The following is a 17,651-nucleotide window of genomic DNA, read 5'->3' as shown; positions in this document are numbered from 1 at the left end:
GCCTTCTCCGGGGCTTATCCCGGGCTGATTCGCCATTCGGCGATGTGTTGTTAACCTTCTGTTGGATTCGGGTTCGGGAGATCCTCGGAATGCCTTCCTAGCGTCTTGGGTGTGCCAGCAAGTGCAACGAAGTCCCTGCGGGTGGCCGTCCTGGCGGATTCCGATACTCGGTGGAAGTGGGGGGCGCTCACCGCGAAGCGCCTGATTCCCAACGAAAGCGACAATTCGGACGTCCGGCTCGACGGTTACCTTCTGCGTGGCCGTGCCACCCCCACCGCCCGCCAGCTCCAGGAAGTCGGCGTCCACGCGGACTCGCTCCGCGAAGTGACGGCCGTCGAGTTCCTGCGTGCCATGGAAGCCGACCCCGAGGGCCCCGAGGGCACGGAGTCGTACGACATCCTCGTGCTCTCCCTCGTCGGCGGCGGGGTGCAGGCGATGCTGCACGGGCTGCGCAGTGCCTGGGCCGGCCGCGAGAAGCGGCCCGTCGTCGTCACCGGCTATGTCGGCGTCGTCTACGAGAAGCTCGCCGACGGCCTGCTGCTGCGGCACGGTGCGGACCTGGTCCTCGCCAACTCCCGCCAGGACGCGGACCGGTTCCGGGCCGTGTACGACGGGGTCGGCGCCGACTCCTCCGCGGTGACCGAGGTCGCGCTGCCGTTCCTCGGCGGGGCGCCCTACGAGGGCGAACACGACCCGTACACCGTGGTGTTCGCGGCCCAGCCCTCGGTCCCCGAGAGCCGCAAGGACCGCACCTACCTGCTCAACCGCCTCATCCAGCACGCCCGTCAGCACCCCGAGCGGGAGGTGCTGCTCAAGCTGCGCTCCAAGCCCGGCGAGCACACCACCCACATCGAGGAACTGCCGTACCAGAAGCTGGTCCAGGGCAAGGACGTGCCCGCCAACTTCCGCCTGGTGTACGGACACATGGGCGAGGTACTCGACCGCACGGACCTCCTGGTCACCGTCAGCTCGACGGCCGCTCTGGAAGCCCTGCACCGCCGGATCCCCACCGTGGTCCTCACCGACCTCGGTGTCCGCGAGATGCTCGGCAACCACCACTTCGTCGGCTCCGGCTGCCTCGCCTCCTGGGACCAGCTCGACGCCGGACACCGCCCGGTGCCCGACGCCGAGTGGGTCTCGCGGCAGGGCGTCGCCGCCGACGGCACGTACGCCACCGCGTTCGACGCGGGACGTGAGCGGATCGCCAAGCTGCTCGGCCGGCCCGGCGGTCTGCCGCCCCTGAACCCGTACTACACACCCGAGACCGCGCCCGGTTATCTGCCCGGCATCCTGGCCCGCCACCACCTCGGCCCCGACGGCGTGCCGCTGCCCGGCGCACCGGCCGCCGACAAGGCCCCGGGCCCCGTCCGCCAGATCGTGCGACGGGCCGCACGCGGCGCCTACCGCCACGGCGTCCAGCGGGTGGCCCCCGTGATCCGACGAATGGGAGAGCTGTGAGCGACCGGATCCCGCGCCAAGGAGCCCAGCTCCACGCATCCGAAGGAACAGAGCCGATGTCCCACCCCGAAACGGCCGTCGTACCCCGGGTACTCGCCGTGATCCCCGCGCGCGGCGGCTCCAAGGGCGTGCCCGCGAAGAACCTCCTCCCGGTCGGCGGCGTCCCGCTGGTCGCCCGCGCGGTGCGCGAGTGCCGCGCCTCCCGCCTGGTGACCGACGTCGTCGTCTCGACGGACGACCAGGCGATCGCCGCGGCCGCCCGGTCCGCCGGCGCCGAGGTCGTGCTGCGCCCCGCCGCCATCGCCGGCGACACCGCCACCTCCGAGGCCGCCGTCCTGCACGCCATGGACGCCCACGAGGCCCTGCACGGCGCCCCGGTCGACGTGGTGCTGCTCGTGCAGTGCACCAGCCCGTTCATCATCCGCGAGGACCTCGACGGGGTGGCCGGCGCGGTCGTCGAGAACGGCGCCGACACGGCCCTCACCGTGGCCCCCTTCCACGGCTTCGTCTGGCGCGACGAGGTGGACGCCCCGGTGCCGGCCGGCGTCGGCGCGGCCTCGGCGAGCGGCGGCTTCGGCGTCAACCACGACAAGTCCTTCCGCCCCCGCCGCCAGGACCGCCCCCAGGACTTCCTGGAGACCGGCGCCGCCTACGCGATGCGCGCCGACGGCTTCCGCGAGCACCAGCACCGCTTCTTCGGCCACACCGAGCTGGTGCGCACCGACCCGGCCCGCGTCCTGGAGATCGACGACCCGCACGACCTGGCCCGCGCCCGCGCACTGGCCCCCCTCTTCGACGCGGACCGCCCCGGTTCGCTGCCGACCGCCGACGACATCGACGCGGTCGTACTGGACTTCGACGGCACCCAGACCGACGACCGGGTGCTGATCGACGCCGATGGAAAGGAGTTCGTCTCCGTGCACCGCGGCGACGGACTCGGCATCGCCGCCCTGCGAAAGAGCGGGCTCAAGATGCTGATCCTCTCCACGGAGCAGAACACGGTCGTCGCCGCTCGGGCCCGGAAACTCCAGATCCCGGTCCTGCACGGCGTCGACCGCAAGGACCTCGCCCTCAAGCAGTGGTGCGAGGAGCAGGGCATCGCTCCCGAGCGCGTGCTCTACGTCGGAAACGACGTCAATGACCTCCCGTGCTTCGCCCTCGTGGGCTGGCCCGTGGCGGTCGCGAGCGCCCACGACGTCGTACGCGGCGCCGCACGCGCGGTCACCACCGTCCCCGGTGGCGACGGCGCGATCCGAGAGATCGCCAGCTGGATCCTCGGCCCCTCTCTCGATTCCCTCCCGAAGTAAGGACACCCCACAGTCATGAGCAACTCCCGCCTGCGCACGTTCGGTTCCCGTGAGGTCGGCCCCGGCAAGCCCGTCTACATCTGCGGCGAGATCGGCATCAACCACAACGGTGAGCTGGAGAACGCCTTCAAGCTGATCGACGTCGCCGCCGAGGCCGGCTGTGACGCCGTCAAGTTCCAGAAGCGCACCCCGGAGATCTGCACCCCGCGCGACCAGTGGGACATCGAGCGTGACACCCCCTGGGGCCGCATGACCTACATCGACTACCGCCACCGCGTGGAGTTCGGTGAGGACGAGTACCGTCAGATCGACGAGTACTGCAAGAGCAAGAACATCGACTGGTTCGCCTCCCCGTGGGACACCGAGGCCATCGCCTTCCTGGAGAAGTTCGACGTCCCCGCCCACAAGGTCGCCTCCGCGTCCCTCACCGACGACGAACTGCTGAAGGCGCTGCGCGCCACCGGCCGCTCGGTCATCCTCTCCACCGGCATGTCGACGCCGAAGCAGATCCGCCACGCGGTCGAGGTCCTCGGCTCGGACAACATCCTCATGTGCCACGCCACCTCGACCTACCCGGCGAAGGCCGAGGAGCTGAACCTCCGCGTGATCAACACGCTGGAGAAGGAGTTCCCGAACGTCCCGATCGGCTACTCCGGTCACGAGACGGGCCTGCAGACCACCCTCGCCGCGGTCGCCCTGGGCGCCACCTTCGTCGAGCGTCACATCACCCTGGACCGCGCGATGTGGGGCTCCGACCAGGCCGCCTCCGTCGAGCCGCAGGGCCTCGTCCGCCTCGTCCGCGACATCCGCACCATCGAGGCCTCCCTGGGCGACGGCGTCAAGAAGGTCTACGACTCCGAGCTCGGCCCGATGAAGAAGCTGCGCCGTGTCGCCGGTGTCGTCGCCGAGGCGGAGATCGCCGCGGCCGCCGGCGAGCCGGTCCAGGTCTGACACCCCTGAGGTTCTGAAGTTACTTCTGTTGTCACGACGACGGGACGGTCGTACGTCGATGAGCCCCCGCGCCGGTAACACCGGCCCCCACACACTCGCGTTCGTCGAGAGTCCGGTGCAACTGCTGAACGTGCTGGAGTGGGCGCATGTCCACGCCCTGCGCGGGGCGGTGGAGCCGGTGCCGACGGTGCCCTCACAGGCCCGCCGCGCATCGGCCGCCATATCGGCGGCGGCACCCGGCGCGGAACTCACGATCGTCGTCCTGTCCCCGACGGACCCCATGACCCGGGGCCAGCTGCGCCGTATGGCGGACCTGGCCCGTGACGCGGGCTACCGGGTCCGCTGGGAGGAGGCACGGGGCGGCACCACCGCCCCCTTCCAGACGATCGGCGGCCTGGCGGGTTCCCTCCGCCGGGCCGACCGGATCGTGATGGGGGATCCTTTCTCCCGCTACGTACAGCTTCTGCTGACGATCACCCGCGCCCGTGACCTGGTCATCGTCGACGACGGCACGGCGACGATGGAGTTCGTCTCCCAACTGGCGAGCGGCGAACGCCTGGTCCGCTGGCACCGCAAGGGCGGCCGCCCGGGGGCGAGGGATCTGCTGTTCGCCCCTGTCGCGTCCTCCGCCCGTCGCCGCCTCACCCCCAGTGACCGCCGCCGGGTGGAGGTCTTCTCCTCCATGCCGATGACGGAGACCCCGGCGGGAGTGAAGGTCACCGCGAACGACTTCGGCTGGACCCGTGCCCGCTTCGGCCCGCCGCGCATCACCAAGGGCGCCGACATGGTCGGTACGTCGCTGGTGGAGACGGGCGTCGTGGACGGCGACCGTTACCTGGCGGCCGTCCAGTCCCTGGCCAAGGCACACGGCGCCACGCGCTACTTCGCGCACCGCCGGGAGAGCACCGAGAAACTGCGCCGGCTCGCGGCCGAGACGGGACTGGAGATAGTCCGCCCGGATCTCCCGCTGGAGCTGATCGCCCGCCGCGGCCCGATCGGCAGTACGATCCTGAGCTTCCCGTCGACGGTAGTCCACACGCTTCCCCTTGCCCTGGTCGGCACGGGCGTCCGCGTCGCGGTCTGCGACATCGACCCAGCCTGGCTGACGGCGAACGCGTCACCTCGCGCGCAGGGGTTCCTGTCGGGCGTCACGGGCACGGCGAAGGACGTACACCGGCTGGCGGCGGTGACGAGCCCGGCTTAGGCGGCGGTTCGCTCACCGCACAGTGATCACGGCCTTTCCGCGGGCGTGGCCCCGCTCCACATGGCGCCCGCCCTCGGCGGCGTCGGCCGGCGGACAGGTGCGGTCGACCGTGGGTGCGAGCTGCCCGGCCTCGTCGAGCGCGGTCACGGCGAGGAGATCCTGGTGCGTCGGCCCGTCCGGGACCGCCGGGAGGATCGGCCGCAGCCGCTGCCGTACCCCTTCGTCACCGCCATGAGCCGCGTCGGGCCGCGAGCCGGCCTGGCTGGACCTGGGTAAGAAGAAGGCAAGCATCGCCGTTTTCCGGGTTCGCCTCGGCGCATGCTTATCCGCACGTTACGTTGCATGCAATTAGCCTCGATCGGGGTATCTGAGCCTGCCCTCTCGCAACAGGGAGGTGTTCCGTGGATGCGGCAACCTGGGGGCTCGTCGCGGCGTCGTTCGTGGCCTGCTTCGTAGAGATGGTCGAGGCGAGCACCATCGTCATGGCCATGGGATTCACTCGCGGCTGGCGCTCGGCCCTTGTCGGAGTGGCCGCCGCCCTGGCGGTGCTCGCGGTACTCACGTCGATCGCCGGGTACGCGCTCGGCCGCTGGTTCCCCGAAGCGGCGCTCCAGCTGGTGATCGGCGGCCTGCTGCTGACGTTCGGACTGCAGTGGCTGCGGAAGGCGATCCTTCGGGCGTCGGGCCGCAAGGCCACGCACGACGAGGACGCGATCTACCGCGAGGAGACCGAGGCGGCGAAGGCCGCCGGGAACAGCGTCGGCCGACTCGACATGTTCGCCTTCATGGTCTGCTTCAAGGGCGTCCTGCTGGAGGGTATGGAGGTCGTCTTCATCGTGATCACGTTCGGGCTGAACGCCCACAACGTGCCCGCCGCGGGCCTCGGTGCCGCCGGCGCGGTCGTCACCGTCCTCGGCATCGCCTTCGCCGTGCGTCGTCCGCTCTCGATGATCGACGAGAACCTGCTCAAGTACGGGGTGGGCCTGCTCCTGGCCTCCTTCGGCACCTTCTGGGCCGTCGAGGGCATCGGCCTCTTCCGCGCCGACGGGGCAAGCCTTCACTGGCCGGGCCAGGACCTCTCGATCCTGGTCCTCCTGGCCGGCTGGTTCCTGCTGAGCAGGCTGTGGGTGAGGGCCCTCACAAGGTCCTCGCGTCCGACCTCGACACACCCCGCCACCGCCGACACCGTCGAGGAGAAGACCCCATGAACCTGCTGAAGGCCTTCGCACGTTTCTGGTACGACTTCATCGTCGGCGACGACTGGAAGATCCCCGTGGCGGTCCTCCTGGCGCTGGCGATCCTGGCGGTGACGCTCTCCCTGGGGCTGTTCGGGGACGCCGTACTGACCGTCCTGGGCGGCCTTCTCGTACTGGCGGCCTTCTCGATCAGCCTGGTGATCGACGTCCGATCCCACAGGTCGTGACAGGACCGGGGTGAGGGCGCTCTTCGGCACATCGTGCGGGCTGGAGCCGGGGCGGGACGGCTCATGTCCGTCGGCTGCCGGAGGGTGTCCCCTCGGCCGGGCTGGGAAGTCGGGGGGTGCGGAGAATCCGCGTTCGGTGGCGGTGTGGATGGAGGGCGGGTTCGCGTGCGTACCGTCGGAGTGGAGGAGGAGCTTCTGCTCGTCGACCCGGACACGGGGGAGCCCAAGGCCTCGGCGGCCGCGGTGCTGGCCCGGGCCGCGCTGACCGCTCCGTGGCAGGACGTGTTCGAGAAGGAGCTCTACGGGCAGATGCTGGAGTTCGCCACCCAGCCGCAGTCGGAGATGGCGGACCTGGGCGAGGAGATCGTGCGCTGCCGGAAGGAGGCCGCCCGGCTTGCCGGGGAGCTCGGCTGTACCGTTGCCGCGCTCGCCACCTCCCCGCTGCCGGTCAGCCCCTCCGTCAGCGTGAACGGGCGCTACCAGTGGATGGCCGAGCAGTACGGGATCGCCACTCGTGAGCAACTGGTCTGCGGGTGCCACGTGCATGTGGCCGTGGAGTCCGACGAAGAGGGCGTGGGCGTTCTGGACCGGGTGCTGCCCTGGCTGCCCGTGCTCGTCGCTCTCAGCGCCAACTCCCCCTTCTGGCAGGGCAGCGACACCGGGTACGCCAGTTATCGCCGCCAGGTGTGGGCGCGCTGGCCGTCCGCCGGTCCGGTGGAGGTGTTCCGGTCACCCGCGCGGTATCACCGGCTGGTCGCGGACATGGTGGCCACCGGCGTCATCCTGGACGAGGGGATGGTCTACTTCGACGCCCGGCTCGCCCGGCGCTATCCGACCGTCGAGATCCGGGTCGCCGACGTGTGTCTGCGCGCCGAGACCGCCGTCCTCGTGGCCGCGCTCGCGCGTGCTCTGGTGGAGACCGCCGCGCGCGAGTGGCGGGCCGGACAGGAACCCGTCGACCACGGGGTGGGGCTGGCGCGGCTGGCCGGCTGGCGGGCCGCCCGGTCGGGGCTCGGCGGGGAGCTGCTCGATCCCGTCACCCTGCGGCCCCGGGCGGCGGAGGCGGTCCTGGGCGCGCTGCTGGCGCACACCCGGGACGCCCTCGTGGACAGCGGTGACCTGGCGATGGTGGAAGAGGCTGTTCAGCGGCTGCTGCGGGACGGCAACGGTGCCGACGAGCAGCGGCGGCTGATGGAGGAGACCGGGAGCCTGCGGGACGTCGTCACCGAGTGTGTGCGCCGCACCCAGGCCTGACGTCCCCGGCCGCGGTGCGCCGGGTCAGCCCGGCTTACGGGCCAGGACGAACGCCCGGGGCCATTTCTCCTGGTCCACCGGCTCACGGATCAGGGTGGCCGCCACCTCCAGACCCGCCTTGGCGAGCATGTCGCCCACCGCGTACGCCGGGCGCCAGTAGTAGCGGAGGTCGATCTCGTGGCCGAAGCGTTCGGTGAGGTGGAGGCCCGGTTGCTCGCCCTTCTGGAACGCCAGCAGGACATGGCCGCCGGGGACCAGGACGCGGTGGAAGCCGGCGAAGGTCGCCGGGAGGTGGTCGTCGGGGATGTGGATGATCGAGTAGAGGGCGAGGACACCGCCCAGGGTCTCGTCGGGCAGCTCCAGGGACGTCATCGAGCCCCGGTGGAAGCGCAGGGCGGGGTGGGCCTCACGGGCCAGGGTGACCATGGCGGGGGAGAGGTCGATGCCGAAGGCCGGGACGCCCAGGTCGTTCAGATGGGCGGTGATGTGGCCGGGGCCGCTGCCCAGGTCGGCCACGGGGGCGGTGCCGTTCGCCTTCACCAGCTGGGCGAAGGCGGCGATCATGGACAGGTCCACCGGTAGGTCGGGGAGACCGGGGTAGGCGGCGGAGTAGTCCCTGGCGATCGCGTCGTAGGACGTACGGGTGGTCTCTATGAAGTCGGTCGTCTCCGAGTCCGTCACGGTCGCGCACGCTACCGGGCGGGCGGCCCACGCGTGGCGAAGTCGTCGTTCCGGCTCGCTTCCGTTCCGGTACGTGGACACAAACGGCGTGATTGCCGTGCGGCGTGGTATGCGTGGAAGAGGAAACATAGGTTTTACCCAGCCACGTCCGAGGTCATGCTTCCGCGGTCAGCATTTCTTCCCCTAACGGGCTGAACTTTTGTTGATCTCCGGGCAGTTGACCCTCCGGGCGTCCTACCCTTCAGAGGGTGAACCAATTGATGTCCCTAGAGTCCGAGGCCGACCTCCCAGGGGATGTGCTCCCCGGCGTACTCAGCGAGGAGCTGCACGCCGAACTCGTAGCCTTCCGGCGCGATCTGCACATGCACCCGGAGCTCGGCAACCAGGAGTTCCGTACCACGGCCGCGATCAAGGAACGGCTTGAGAAGGCCGGCCTGCGGCCTCGCGTCCTCTCCTCGGGAACCGGGCTCATCTGTGACATCGGGCCGGGGGCCGACGGGCTGCCCGTGCTCGCGCTCCGTGCCGACATCGACGCCCTGCCCATCCCGGACATGAAGACCGAGTGCGCCTACCGGTCCACCGTGCCCGACCGGGCGCACGCGTGCGGGCACGACGTGCACACGGCCGTCGTGCTGGGCGCCGGACTGGTCCTCGCCGAGCTGCACGAGCGGGGGCTGCTGCCGAGGCCCGTACGACTGCTCTTCCAGCCCGCCGAGGAGGTGCTGCCCGGCGGTGCCGCAGACGCCATCGCGTCCGGGGTGCTGGAGGGGGTGGGGCGGATCATCGCCGTGCACTGCGACCCCAGGGTGGACGTGGGCAGGATCGGGCTCACGACCGGGGCCATCACCAGCGCCTGCGACCGCATCGAGGTTGCCCTGGACGGGCCCGGCGGGCACACCGCCCGACCGCATCTCACCACCGACATGGTCACCGCCGCCGCCCGGGTCGCCGTCGACGTGCCTGCGCTCATCGCGCGGCGCGTGGACAGCCGCAGCGGGCTCGCCGTGACCTGGGGGCGGATCGAGTCCGGGCACGCGCCCAACGTCATCCCGCAGCACGCCGAGCTCTCCGGGACCGTGCGGTGCCTGGATCTGACGGCCTGGCGGCAGGCTCCGGACGTCGTGCACGCGGCGATCGACGAGGTCGCGACCCTGCACCGGGCCAAGTCCGAGATCAACTACGTGCGTGGGGTGCCGCCGGTCGTCAACGACCCGGTGATCACCGAACTGCTCCGGGACGCGATGACCGCCCGGCGCGGCACCGACTCCATCGAGGGGACCGAGCAGAGCCTGGGCGGCGAGGACTTCTCCTGGTACCTGGAGCATGTGCCGGGCGCGCTGGCGCGGCTCGGGGTGCGCACGCCGGGCGAGAGGACCGTGCGTGACCTGCACCAGGGTGACTTCGACGCCGACGACCGGGCCATCACGGTCGGGGTGGAGCTGTTCACGGCCGCCGCTCTCCTCGACGCGACCCGCTAGCAGCAGCGGCTGGAGAAACGGTCGGCCGGCCGCGGGGACGAAGGTGCCCGATCAGGACCCCTTCGTCCCCTTGTGTCACCCCGGTGTAACCGGCGATCTCCACTTGTAACCCGGGGGCGGCACGGTTCGATAACGGCCAGGAGAAACCCCGTTCCCCTCCCCTTCTACGCGCGTTACTGTGCGCCGAAATCGCCACCAGAGGTGGCCGATTGGGGAAGCGGGCCGGTGACGGTGCCGTGGGGACGAAGGGGTGCTTGCTGTGCGTTCTGTCTCTAGGGGAATCTCTCGCAGGTCGAGGGTCTCCCAAGCCGCGGTGACCGTCGCCGTCATCGCCCTCGCCGCCGCCGGGTGCGGTAAGTCCAGCCAGGACAGTGGTGGCACCGCCACGACCTCGTCCGGCAAGTACAACGGCAAGGGCATAGGCCTTGCCTACGACATCGGCGGCAAGGGGGACCAGTCCTTCAACGACGCCGCCTACGCCGGTTTCCAGAAGGCGGAGGCGGAGTTCAAGATTGGCGGGCGGGACGTCGAGCCGAGCGACAACGAGACGGATGCCGACAAGGCACAGCGGCTTGAGCAGCTGGCCAAGGCGGGCTACAACCCGATCATCGGTGTCGGCTATGTCTACGCGCCGGCCGTGAAGGAGGTCGCGGCCAAGTATCCGAAGATCACCTTCGGCATCATCGACGACAACAACGACAAGGCGAAGAACGTCGCCGACATGGTCTTCCATGAGGAGCAGTCGTCGTATTTGGCCGGTGTCGCGGCCGCCACGGCGACGAAGAAGGACCACATCGGTTTCATCGGTGGTGTGGACATCCCGCTGATCCACAAGTTCCAGGCCGGCTTCTTGCAGGGGGCCAAGTCGGTCAACCCGAAGATCAAGATCGAGTCGCAGTATCTGACCCAGACTCCTCAGGAGGGTGGCTTCTCCAGCCCGGACAAGGGTGAGAGTGCCGCGAACGGTCAGATCGACTCCGGTGCGGACGTGATCTACGCGGCCGCCGGTCTCTCCGGCCAGGGTGTGATCAAGTCCGCCGCCGAGCACAAGGTGTGGGCCATCGGCGTGGACTCCGACCAGTACAAGCAGGACGCGCTCGCGAAGTACAAGGACTACATCCTCGGCTCCGCTCTGAAGAACGTCGGCGGCGCGGTGTACGACCTGGTCAAGTCCGTCGTCGACGGCAAGCCGCTTTCGGGCGAGATCCGCGGCGACCTGAAGTCCGGTGGCGTCGGCTTCGCCGACTCCAACCCGAAGTACGTGGCGATGAAGAACGTCGTCGCCGCCGTCGAGAAGGCCAAGCAGGACATCGTCGGTGGGACGGTCACTGTCAACACGCAGTGAGTGTGCCGTCGGCCTGCGGCCCGACCTGCTGACGAGGAAGCCCCGGGGCCAACGCCCCGGGGCTTCCGTATGGTGTCCGCGAGCGAGTGCGCCCTCTGGACGGCGAGGGTCAGAGCCTGTCGGTCTCGACGCTCATTTTGTAGACCTCGACGCCGGACTTCTTCGTGTCGGTGGTGCAGACGCCCTTGGACGTCTCTTTGTCACGGGTGTTGACCCACTTGCCGTAGACGTTGAACGTGCTGCCGGTGGGGCCGATGCAGACCACCTTGACGCGGTGGACGTCGAAGCGGGTGTCTCCGCCGGTGCACTTGCCGTAACCGGTGGACCGGTCCGAGGACGTCCACGTGCTGCAGTTCGTCGAAGCCATGGCGGGCGTTGCCACACCCACCACTGCGGCCGACAGAGCGATGCCGATGCCGCCGTAGCGGCCGTGATCTTGCTCAGTTTCATGATCTTCCCCAAAGATTCAAAGACATACCGCAGGTGGTCGGCCTGCGGGGTGCGTGACTCGATCATGGATCGTGGCGCAGGGCGAGCGGCGAAAAGATCCTTCCGCAGAGGAATCTTTGGCCTGCGGGTGGCTGGTACATGACACTGGTGAGCTCATGCCGGGTCCAGAGTTCGAAACGGTCGGATAACACTCTGGCAAGGCCGGGTTCTCTGATTTGTCTACGCGCGTTACGCTGCGGCGGAACCAGCGCCTGGTATGGGCGCTTGCACAAAGGAGTCTCGTACCATGCGCAGGGTGTCCCGTATTGCGATCGCAGGTGCCGCAACCGCGGCCCTCGCCGTCACCGTGTCCGCCTGTGGGAGCAGCTCGACCAGCTCTTCCACCGGGGGAGGCCAGAGCAAGGGTATCGGTCTCGCCTACGACATCGGCGGCAAGGGCGACCAGTCCTTCAACGACGCCGCGTTCGCCGGTTTCCAGAAGGCGGAGGCGGAGTTCAAGATCGGTGGGCGGGACGTCGAGCCGAGCGACAACGAGACGGATGCCGACAAGGCGCAGCGGCTTGAGCAGCTCGCCAAGGCGGGCTACAACCCGATCATCGGTGTCGGCTATGTCTACGCGCCGGCCGTCAAGGAGATCGCGGCCAAGTATCCGAAGATCACCTTCGGCATCATCGACGACAACAACGACAAGGCGAAGAACGTCGCCGACATGGTCTTCCATGAGGAGCAGTCGTCGTACCTGGCCGGTGTCGCCGCCGCCACGGCGACGAAGAAGGACCACATCGGTTTCATCGGTGGTGTGGACATTCCGCTGATCCACAAGTTCCAGGCCGGCTTCGTGCAGGGGGCCAAGTCGGTCAACCCGAAGATCAAGATCGAGTCGCAGTACCTGACTCAGACGCCTCAGGAGGGTGGTTTCTCCAGCCCGGACAAGGGTGAGAGTGCCGCGAACGGTCAGATCGACTCCGGTGCGGACGTGATCTACGCCGCGGCCGGTCTCTCCGGCCAGGGTGTGATCAAGTCCGCCGCCACGCACAAGGTGTGGGCCATCGGTGTGGACTCCGACCAGTACAAGCAGAGTGCCCTCGCCGCGTACAAGGACTACATCCTGACCTCGGCCCTGAAGAACGTCGAGGGCGCGGTCTACGACCTCTCCAAGTCCGTCATCAAGGACAACAAGCCGCTGTCGGGCGAGATCCGCGGCGACCTCAAGTCGGGCGGCGTGGGTATCGCCGAGTCCAACCCCGCCTTCAAGAACAACGCCGCCATGCAGGCCGCGATCAAGAAGGCCGAGGACGGCATCAAGAACGGTTCGATCACGGTCAAGACCTCCTGACCCAGGGGTCATGACCATGTCGTAGCCATGGTCAAAGGCGCGCCGTAATGGCAGCGTTACGGCCACGGAACGGGGTGCGGGCAGGATCTTCCTCCCGCGCCCCGCCGTAGACCCGGATCCCGACGGGCTACGGCGGGGACCCACCCCGTTCGCGCGGCAGAATGCTCGGAACGGATCGAGAGTCAAAAAAGCTCGGTCAGGTCCGGGCACTATTTAAAGCAGGGGCGCTACGCGCGTAGAGCGACCCCTTTCCCGAGGAGAGTGCGCCATCGACGCGTCCAGCAGCCCTCCGCTCACCGCAGAGACGACAGCCGCGGTCGAGCTGGCGGGGATCACCAAGCGATTCCCGGGTGTCGTAGCCAACCACGACATCCACCTTTCGGTCCGCAAGGGCACCGTCCATGCCCTCGTCGGTGAGAACGGGGCCGGCAAGTCGACCCTGATGAAGATCCTCTACGGCATGCAGAAGCCGGACGAGGGCACCATCGCGATCGACGGCGAGCAGGTCACCTTCTCGTCCCCGGCCGACGCCATCGCGCGCGGCATCGGCATGGTCCACCAGCACTTCATGCTGGCCGACAACCTGACCGTCCTCGAGAACGTCGTGCTCGGCAGCGAGAAGCTGTACGGCATCGGCGGCAACGCCCGGAAGAAGATCCGCGAGATCTCCGACCGCTACGGCCTCGGCATCCGCCCGGACGCCCTGGTCGAGGACCTCGGTGTCGCCGACCGGCAGCGCGTGGAGATCCTCAAGGTCCTCTACCGCGGCGCCAAGACCCTGATCCTCGACGAGCCCACCGCCGTCCTCGTCCCGCAGGAGGTCGACGCACTCTTCGACAACCTGCGCGAGCTGAAGTCCGAGGGCCTGTCGGTCATCTTCATCTCCCACAAGCTCGGCGAGGTTCTGTCCGTCGCCGACGACATCACCGTCATCCGCCGCGGTACGACCGTCGGAACCGCGATCCCCTCCAAGACCACCCCGCGCCAGCTGGCCGAGCTGATGGTCGGCAGCGAGCTGCCCACCCCGGAGACCGCCGAGTCCACGGTCACCGACAAGCCGGTCGTCACCGTCCGCAACCTCACCGTCTACGCCAGCGGCGCCTCCCTCGGCGAGGTCGGCGCGCTCGCCGAGACCGCCACGCCCGGCGCGGCCGGCGCCACCGCCCGCGGCGACGTGCTGGACGAGGCCACCACCCCCGGCGCGGCCAAGCGCGTCCTCGACGACGTCACCTTCACCATCCACGCCGGCGAGGTCATGGGCATCGCCGGCGTCGAGGGCAACGGCCAGACCGAGCTGGTCGACGCGCTGATCGGCACCCGGCACGCCGACTCCGGCTCGATCGAGTTCCTCGGCGAGGACGTCACCCCCTGGGGCACCCGCAAGCGCCGCGAGGCCGGCGTCGGCTACATCCCCGAGGACCGCCACCGCCAGGGCCTGCTCCTGGAGTCCCCGCTCTGGGAGAACCGCATCCTCGGCCACGTCACCGAGAAGCCGAACGCCAAGGGCTTCTGGCTGGACATCAAGAGCGCCCAGGCCGACACCCGCCGGATCGTCGAGGAGTACGACGTCCGCACCCCCGGCATCGACGTCACCGCCGCCTCCCTCTCCGGCGGCAACCAGCAGAAGCTGATCGTCGGCCGCGAGATGAGCCACAACCCGAAGTTCCTGATCGCCGCCCACCCCACCCGCGGTGTGGACGTCGGCGCCCAGGCGCAGATCTGGGACCGCATCCGGGACGCCCGCCGCGAGGGCCTGGCCGTGCTGCTGATCTCCGCCGACCTGGACGAGCTGATCGGCCTGTCGGACACCCTGCGGGTGATCTTCGACGGAAGGCTGGTCGCGGACGCCGACCCGGCCACCGTCACCCCGGAGGAGCTGGGCTCCGCCATGACGGGTGCCGCGTCCGGCCACCTGGAACACGTAGAAACCACCGACGAAGGCGCCGCTGGTCCGGAGGACGAGGCCCGATGAAGAAGTTCGACAAGGAGCGGGTGCTCCTCGCGGTGGCCGGCCCGGTCATCGCGCTCGTCCTCGCGATCGCGCTGACGTCGATCGTGCTGCTCGCCTCGAACCGCAACCCGTTCGAGCCGTACGTGCTGATGCTCCAGCAGCTGCCGTACTCGGACATCCAGGTGCTGATCATCAACCAGGCGGCGATGTACTACATCGCGGCCATCGCGGTCGCCCTCGGCTTCCGGATGAACCTGTTCAACATCGGCGTCGACGGCCAGTACCGCCTCGCCGCCGTGATGACCGCGGTCGTGGGCGCCAACATCGGCCTGCCCGCCTTCCTCCAGATCCCGATGCTCCTCCTGGTCGCCATGTTCACCGGCGCCTTCTGGGCCGGAATCGCGGGTGTCCTCAAGGTCACCCGGGGGGTCAGCGAGGTCGTCTCCACGATCATGCTGAACGCCATCGCCACCAGCGTCATCGGCTATGTCACCCTCGCCAACGTCTGGGGTGTCCAGGTCGGCAACAACCTGACGACCGGCGAGATGAAGAAGTCCGGCTGGTTCCCGGGCATCAACCTGGGCTCCGACGTCGGCGAGATCTACGGCATGGTCTTCGTCGCCATCGCCCTCGGCATCGTCTTCTGGCTGGTCCTCAACCGCACCCGCTTCGGCTTCGACCTGCGCGCCACCGGCGCCTCCGAGTCCGCCGCGGCCGCCTCCGGCGTCGACGCCAAGCGCATGGTCCTGGTCTCCATGCTGATCTCCGGCGCGGTCTCCGGCCTCGCGGGCCTCCCGCTGCTGCTCGGCGACACCCACACCTACAGCCTCAGCTTCCCGGCCGGCCTCGGCTTCACCGCCATCGGCATCGCGCTGCTCGGCCGCAACAACCCCGGCGGCATCGCCTTCGCCGCCCTGCTCTGGGCCTTCCTCGACAAGGCCTCGCCCGCCCTCGACTACGCGACCCCGGTGGCGTACGAGAAGGAGATCGCCACGATCATGCAGGGCCTGATCGTCTTCTCCGTGGTCATCTCCTACGAAGCCGTACGCCAGTGGGGCCTGCGCCGCCAGCAGCGCCAGGTCGGCGCGGAGCTCGCCGCGGCCGCCGCCCAGAACACCAAGAAGGAGGTGGCGGCCTGATGTCCACCGCGACCATCGCCAAGCCGCAGGCGAAGCAGCCCGGCAAGGGCGGCCGCCGAATGTCGCTCCCGGTACTCCTGCTGGTCATCGCCGGCGTACTGATCCTGACCTCGGCCGTCCGCCTGATCACCGGCGCCGACGGCATCACCTCGACCGGCCAGATGTCCACCGCGCTGCGCCTCGCCGTGCCGATCGGCCTCGCCGGTCTCGGCGGTCTGTGGGCCGAGCGCGCGGGCGTCGTCAACATCGGCCTCGAAGGCATGATGATCCTCGGCACCTGGTTCGGCGCCTGGGCCGGTTACCAGTGGGGTCCCTGGGCCGGTGTCGCCTTCGGCATCCTCGGCGGCGCGCTCGGCGCCCTGCTGCACGCCGTCGCGACCGTCACCTTCAACGTCAACCACATCGTCTCCGGTGTGGCCCTGAACATCCTCGCCCTGGGCGCCACCCGCTATCTCTCGAAGTTCACCTTCGAGAACGCCCCCGGCGGCTCCTCCAAGCAGTCCCCGCCGATCGACTCGCTCGGCACGTTCAGCGTCCCGGGCCTGTCCGATTGGCTGAACACGCTCAACGAGAAACACTGGTTCCTGATCTCGGACCTCGGGGGCCTCGTCGGCGGTCTGCTCACCGACCTCTCCCCACTGACGGTCGTCGCCGTCGCGCTCGTCCCGATCACCTGGTGGGTGCTGTGGCGCACGGCCTTCGGCCTCCGGCTGCGCTCCTGCGGTGAGAACCCGGTGGCGGCCGAGTCCCTGGGCGTCAACGTCTACAAGTACAAGTACATCGCGGTGATCATCAGCGGTGGCTTCGCCGGCCTCGGCGGCGCGTTCCTCTCGATCGTCGCCTCCAACGTGTACCTGGACGGCCAGACGGCCGGTCGCGGTTACATCGGTCTCGCCGCGATGATCTTCGGCAACTGGATGCCGGGCGGCCTTGCGCTGGGCGCGGGCCTGTTCGGTTACACCGACAGCCTCAACCTGCGCGGCGGCACGGTCAACGTGCACGCGCTGATCCTGCTGCTCGCGATCCTGCTGGTGTTCGGCGCGGCCTACCTGGCCTGGCGCAAGAAGTACGTCCCGGCCGCCATCACGATCGTCATCTCGGTCCTGATGTTCATCTGGTACGCCTCCACCAACGAGGTCCCGCGTCAGCTCGTGACCGCGACCCCGTACCTCGTCACACTGCTGGTGCTCTCGCTGTCCGCGCAGTCCCTGCGGATGCCGAAGGCGGACGGCCTGCCGTACCGGAAGGGACAGGGCAAGTGACGACCGCCGCCGACTTCGACTGGGAGGCCCTGCGGGCCGAGGCGCGGGAAGCCATGTCCCACGCCTACGCGCCCTACTCCGGCTTCCCGGTCGGGGTCGCCGCCCTGGTCGCCGACGGCCGCACGGTCTCCGGCTGCAACGTGGAGAACGCGTCGTACGGCCTGGGCCTGTGCGCCGAGTGCGGCCTTGTCTCCGAGCTCCAGCGCACGGGCGGCGGCCGGCTGACCCACTTCACCTGCGTGGACGGCACGGGCGGGCTTCTCGTCCCGTGCGGCCGCTGCCGCCAGCTGCTCTACGAGTTCGGCGGCCCGGACCTCCTCCTGGACACCCCGGAGGGCGTCCTGCCCCTCTCCGAGATGCTGCCCCAGGCCTTCGGCCCGGACCATCTCGCCAAGTAACTCCCGTACGGCCC

Annotated in this window: 17 protein-coding genes; 14 read left to right on the top strand and 3 right to left on the bottom strand. The window is 69.3% G+C overall.

Annotation, left to right across the window (positions count from 1 at the left end; translation table 11 throughout):
- The first annotated feature begins 111 nt into the window (after positions 1-111).
- Genes ACZ7OO_RS02370 through ACZ7OO_RS02355 form a run of 4 tightly spaced genes read left to right on the top strand, consistent with a single transcriptional unit; the run spans position 112 to position 4,920 of the window.
- Entirely contained in the window at positions 112-1,458 is a 1,347-nt protein-coding gene (locus tag ACZ7OO_RS02370; RefSeq protein WP_471500665.1) for a DUF6716 putative glycosyltransferase, read from the top strand.
- A 56-nt stretch (positions 1,459-1,514) separates the two neighbouring features.
- Complete coding sequence (locus tag ACZ7OO_RS02365; protein WP_471500663.1) at positions 1,515-2,765, top strand: cytidylyltransferase domain-containing protein; 1,251 nt, start codon at positions 1,515-1,517, stop codon at positions 2,763-2,765.
- 15 nt (positions 2,766-2,780) lie between these two features.
- Positions 2,781-3,716 carry an N-acetylneuraminate synthase family protein gene (locus tag ACZ7OO_RS02360; RefSeq protein ID WP_471500661.1) on the top strand — a complete coding sequence of 312 codons (936 nt, stop codon included), beginning with the start codon at positions 2,781-2,783 and terminating at the stop codon, positions 3,714-3,716.
- A 58-nt stretch (positions 3,717-3,774) separates the two neighbouring features.
- Positions 3,775-4,920, top strand: a complete 1,146-nt coding sequence (locus tag ACZ7OO_RS02355) for a hypothetical protein (RefSeq protein WP_471500659.1) — start codon at positions 3,775-3,777, stop codon at positions 4,918-4,920.
- Between the two features lie 12 nt (positions 4,921-4,932).
- Here the strand turns inward: ACZ7OO_RS02355 and ACZ7OO_RS02350 are convergent, their stop codons facing one another.
- A complete protein-coding gene (locus tag ACZ7OO_RS02350) occupies positions 4,933-5,211 on the bottom strand; it encodes a zinc-binding dehydrogenase (RefSeq protein WP_471500657.1) in 279 nt (92 codons plus the stop codon).
- 110 nt (positions 5,212-5,321) lie between these two features.
- On the opposite strand from ACZ7OO_RS02350, the gene ACZ7OO_RS02345 reads away from it, so the two are divergent.
- The 3 genes from ACZ7OO_RS02345 (at position 5,322) to ACZ7OO_RS02335 (ending at position 7,597) form a co-directional block, all read left to right on the top strand.
- Positions 5,322-6,128 carry a COG4280 domain-containing protein gene (locus ACZ7OO_RS02345; RefSeq protein WP_471500655.1) on the top strand — a complete coding sequence of 269 codons (807 nt, stop codon included), beginning with the start codon at positions 5,322-5,324 and terminating at the stop codon, positions 6,126-6,128.
- Positions 6,125-6,343 (top strand): hypothetical protein, encoded by a 219-nt coding sequence (locus ACZ7OO_RS02340; protein WP_471500653.1) that lies wholly within the window; start codon positions 6,125-6,127, stop codon positions 6,341-6,343. Before ACZ7OO_RS02345 ends, ACZ7OO_RS02340 begins: the two co-directional genes overlap by 4 nt.
- A 165-nt stretch (positions 6,344-6,508) precedes the next feature.
- Positions 6,509-7,597: a glutamate--cysteine ligase gene (locus tag ACZ7OO_RS02335; RefSeq protein ID WP_471500651.1), complete on the top strand. Its 1,089-nt coding sequence runs from the start codon at positions 6,509-6,511 to the stop codon at positions 7,595-7,597.
- 24 nt (positions 7,598-7,621) lie between these two features.
- On the opposite strand, the gene ACZ7OO_RS02330 is transcribed toward ACZ7OO_RS02335, so the two are convergent.
- Positions 7,622-8,278 carry a class I SAM-dependent DNA methyltransferase gene (locus ACZ7OO_RS02330; RefSeq protein ID WP_471500649.1) on the bottom strand — a complete coding sequence of 219 codons (657 nt, stop codon included), beginning with the start codon at positions 8,276-8,278 and terminating at the stop codon, positions 7,622-7,624.
- Positions 8,279-8,538: 260 nt separating this feature from the next.
- Here ACZ7OO_RS02330 and ACZ7OO_RS02325 point away from each other — a divergent pair, with 260 nt between their 5' ends.
- Together ACZ7OO_RS02325 and ACZ7OO_RS02320 are read left to right on the top strand one after the other, a co-directional pair.
- The gene (locus tag ACZ7OO_RS02325) at positions 8,539-9,756 is read left to right on the top strand and encodes a M20 family metallopeptidase (protein ID WP_471500647.1); all 1,218 of its coding nucleotides are present in this window, start codon (positions 8,539-8,541) and stop codon (positions 9,754-9,756) included.
- Between the two features lie 313 nt (positions 9,757-10,069).
- The gene (locus tag ACZ7OO_RS02320) at positions 10,070-11,101 is read left to right on the top strand and encodes a BMP family lipoprotein (RefSeq protein ID WP_471500645.1); all 1,032 of its coding nucleotides are present in this window, start codon (positions 10,070-10,072) and stop codon (positions 11,099-11,101) included.
- A 109-nt stretch (positions 11,102-11,210) separates the two neighbouring features.
- On the opposite strand, the gene ACZ7OO_RS02315 is transcribed toward ACZ7OO_RS02320, so the two are convergent.
- Positions 11,211-11,468 (bottom strand): hypothetical protein, encoded by a 258-nt coding sequence (locus ACZ7OO_RS02315; protein ID WP_471500643.1) that lies wholly within the window; start codon positions 11,466-11,468, stop codon positions 11,211-11,213.
- 369 nt (positions 11,469-11,837) lie between these two features.
- Here ACZ7OO_RS02315 and ACZ7OO_RS02310 point away from each other — a divergent pair, with 369 nt between their 5' ends.
- From ACZ7OO_RS02310 to ACZ7OO_RS02290, 5 genes are all read left to right on the top strand, one after another.
- Complete coding sequence (locus tag ACZ7OO_RS02310; protein WP_471500641.1) at positions 11,838-12,887, top strand: BMP family lipoprotein; 1,050 nt, start codon at positions 11,838-11,840, stop codon at positions 12,885-12,887.
- Positions 12,888-13,155: 268 nt separating this feature from the next.
- The gene (locus tag ACZ7OO_RS02305) at positions 13,156-14,859 is read left to right on the top strand and encodes an ABC transporter ATP-binding protein (protein ID WP_471501237.1); all 1,704 of its coding nucleotides are present in this window, start codon (positions 13,156-13,158) and stop codon (positions 14,857-14,859) included.
- Positions 14,856-15,977, top strand: coding sequence for an ABC transporter permease (locus ACZ7OO_RS02300; RefSeq protein WP_471500639.1), 1,122 nt, complete (start codon positions 14,856-14,858; stop codon positions 15,975-15,977). Before ACZ7OO_RS02305 ends, ACZ7OO_RS02300 begins: the two co-directional genes overlap by 4 nt.
- Entirely contained in the window at positions 15,977-17,239 is a 1,263-nt protein-coding gene (locus tag ACZ7OO_RS02295) for an ABC transporter permease (protein WP_471500637.1), read from the top strand. The genes ACZ7OO_RS02300 and ACZ7OO_RS02295 overlap by 1 nt, the downstream gene beginning before the upstream one ends.
- Positions 17,236-17,637 carry a cytidine deaminase gene (locus tag ACZ7OO_RS02290; protein WP_471500635.1) on the top strand — a complete coding sequence of 134 codons (402 nt, stop codon included), beginning with the start codon at positions 17,236-17,238 and terminating at the stop codon, positions 17,635-17,637. The genes ACZ7OO_RS02295 and ACZ7OO_RS02290 overlap by 4 nt, the downstream gene beginning before the upstream one ends.
- The last annotated feature ends 14 nt before the right edge of the window (positions 17,638-17,651 follow it).

The sequence above is a fragment of the Streptomyces sp. NPDC111744 genome (assembly GCF_055634995.1).
This window is presented reverse-complemented; position numbering and strand designations above follow the sequence as displayed.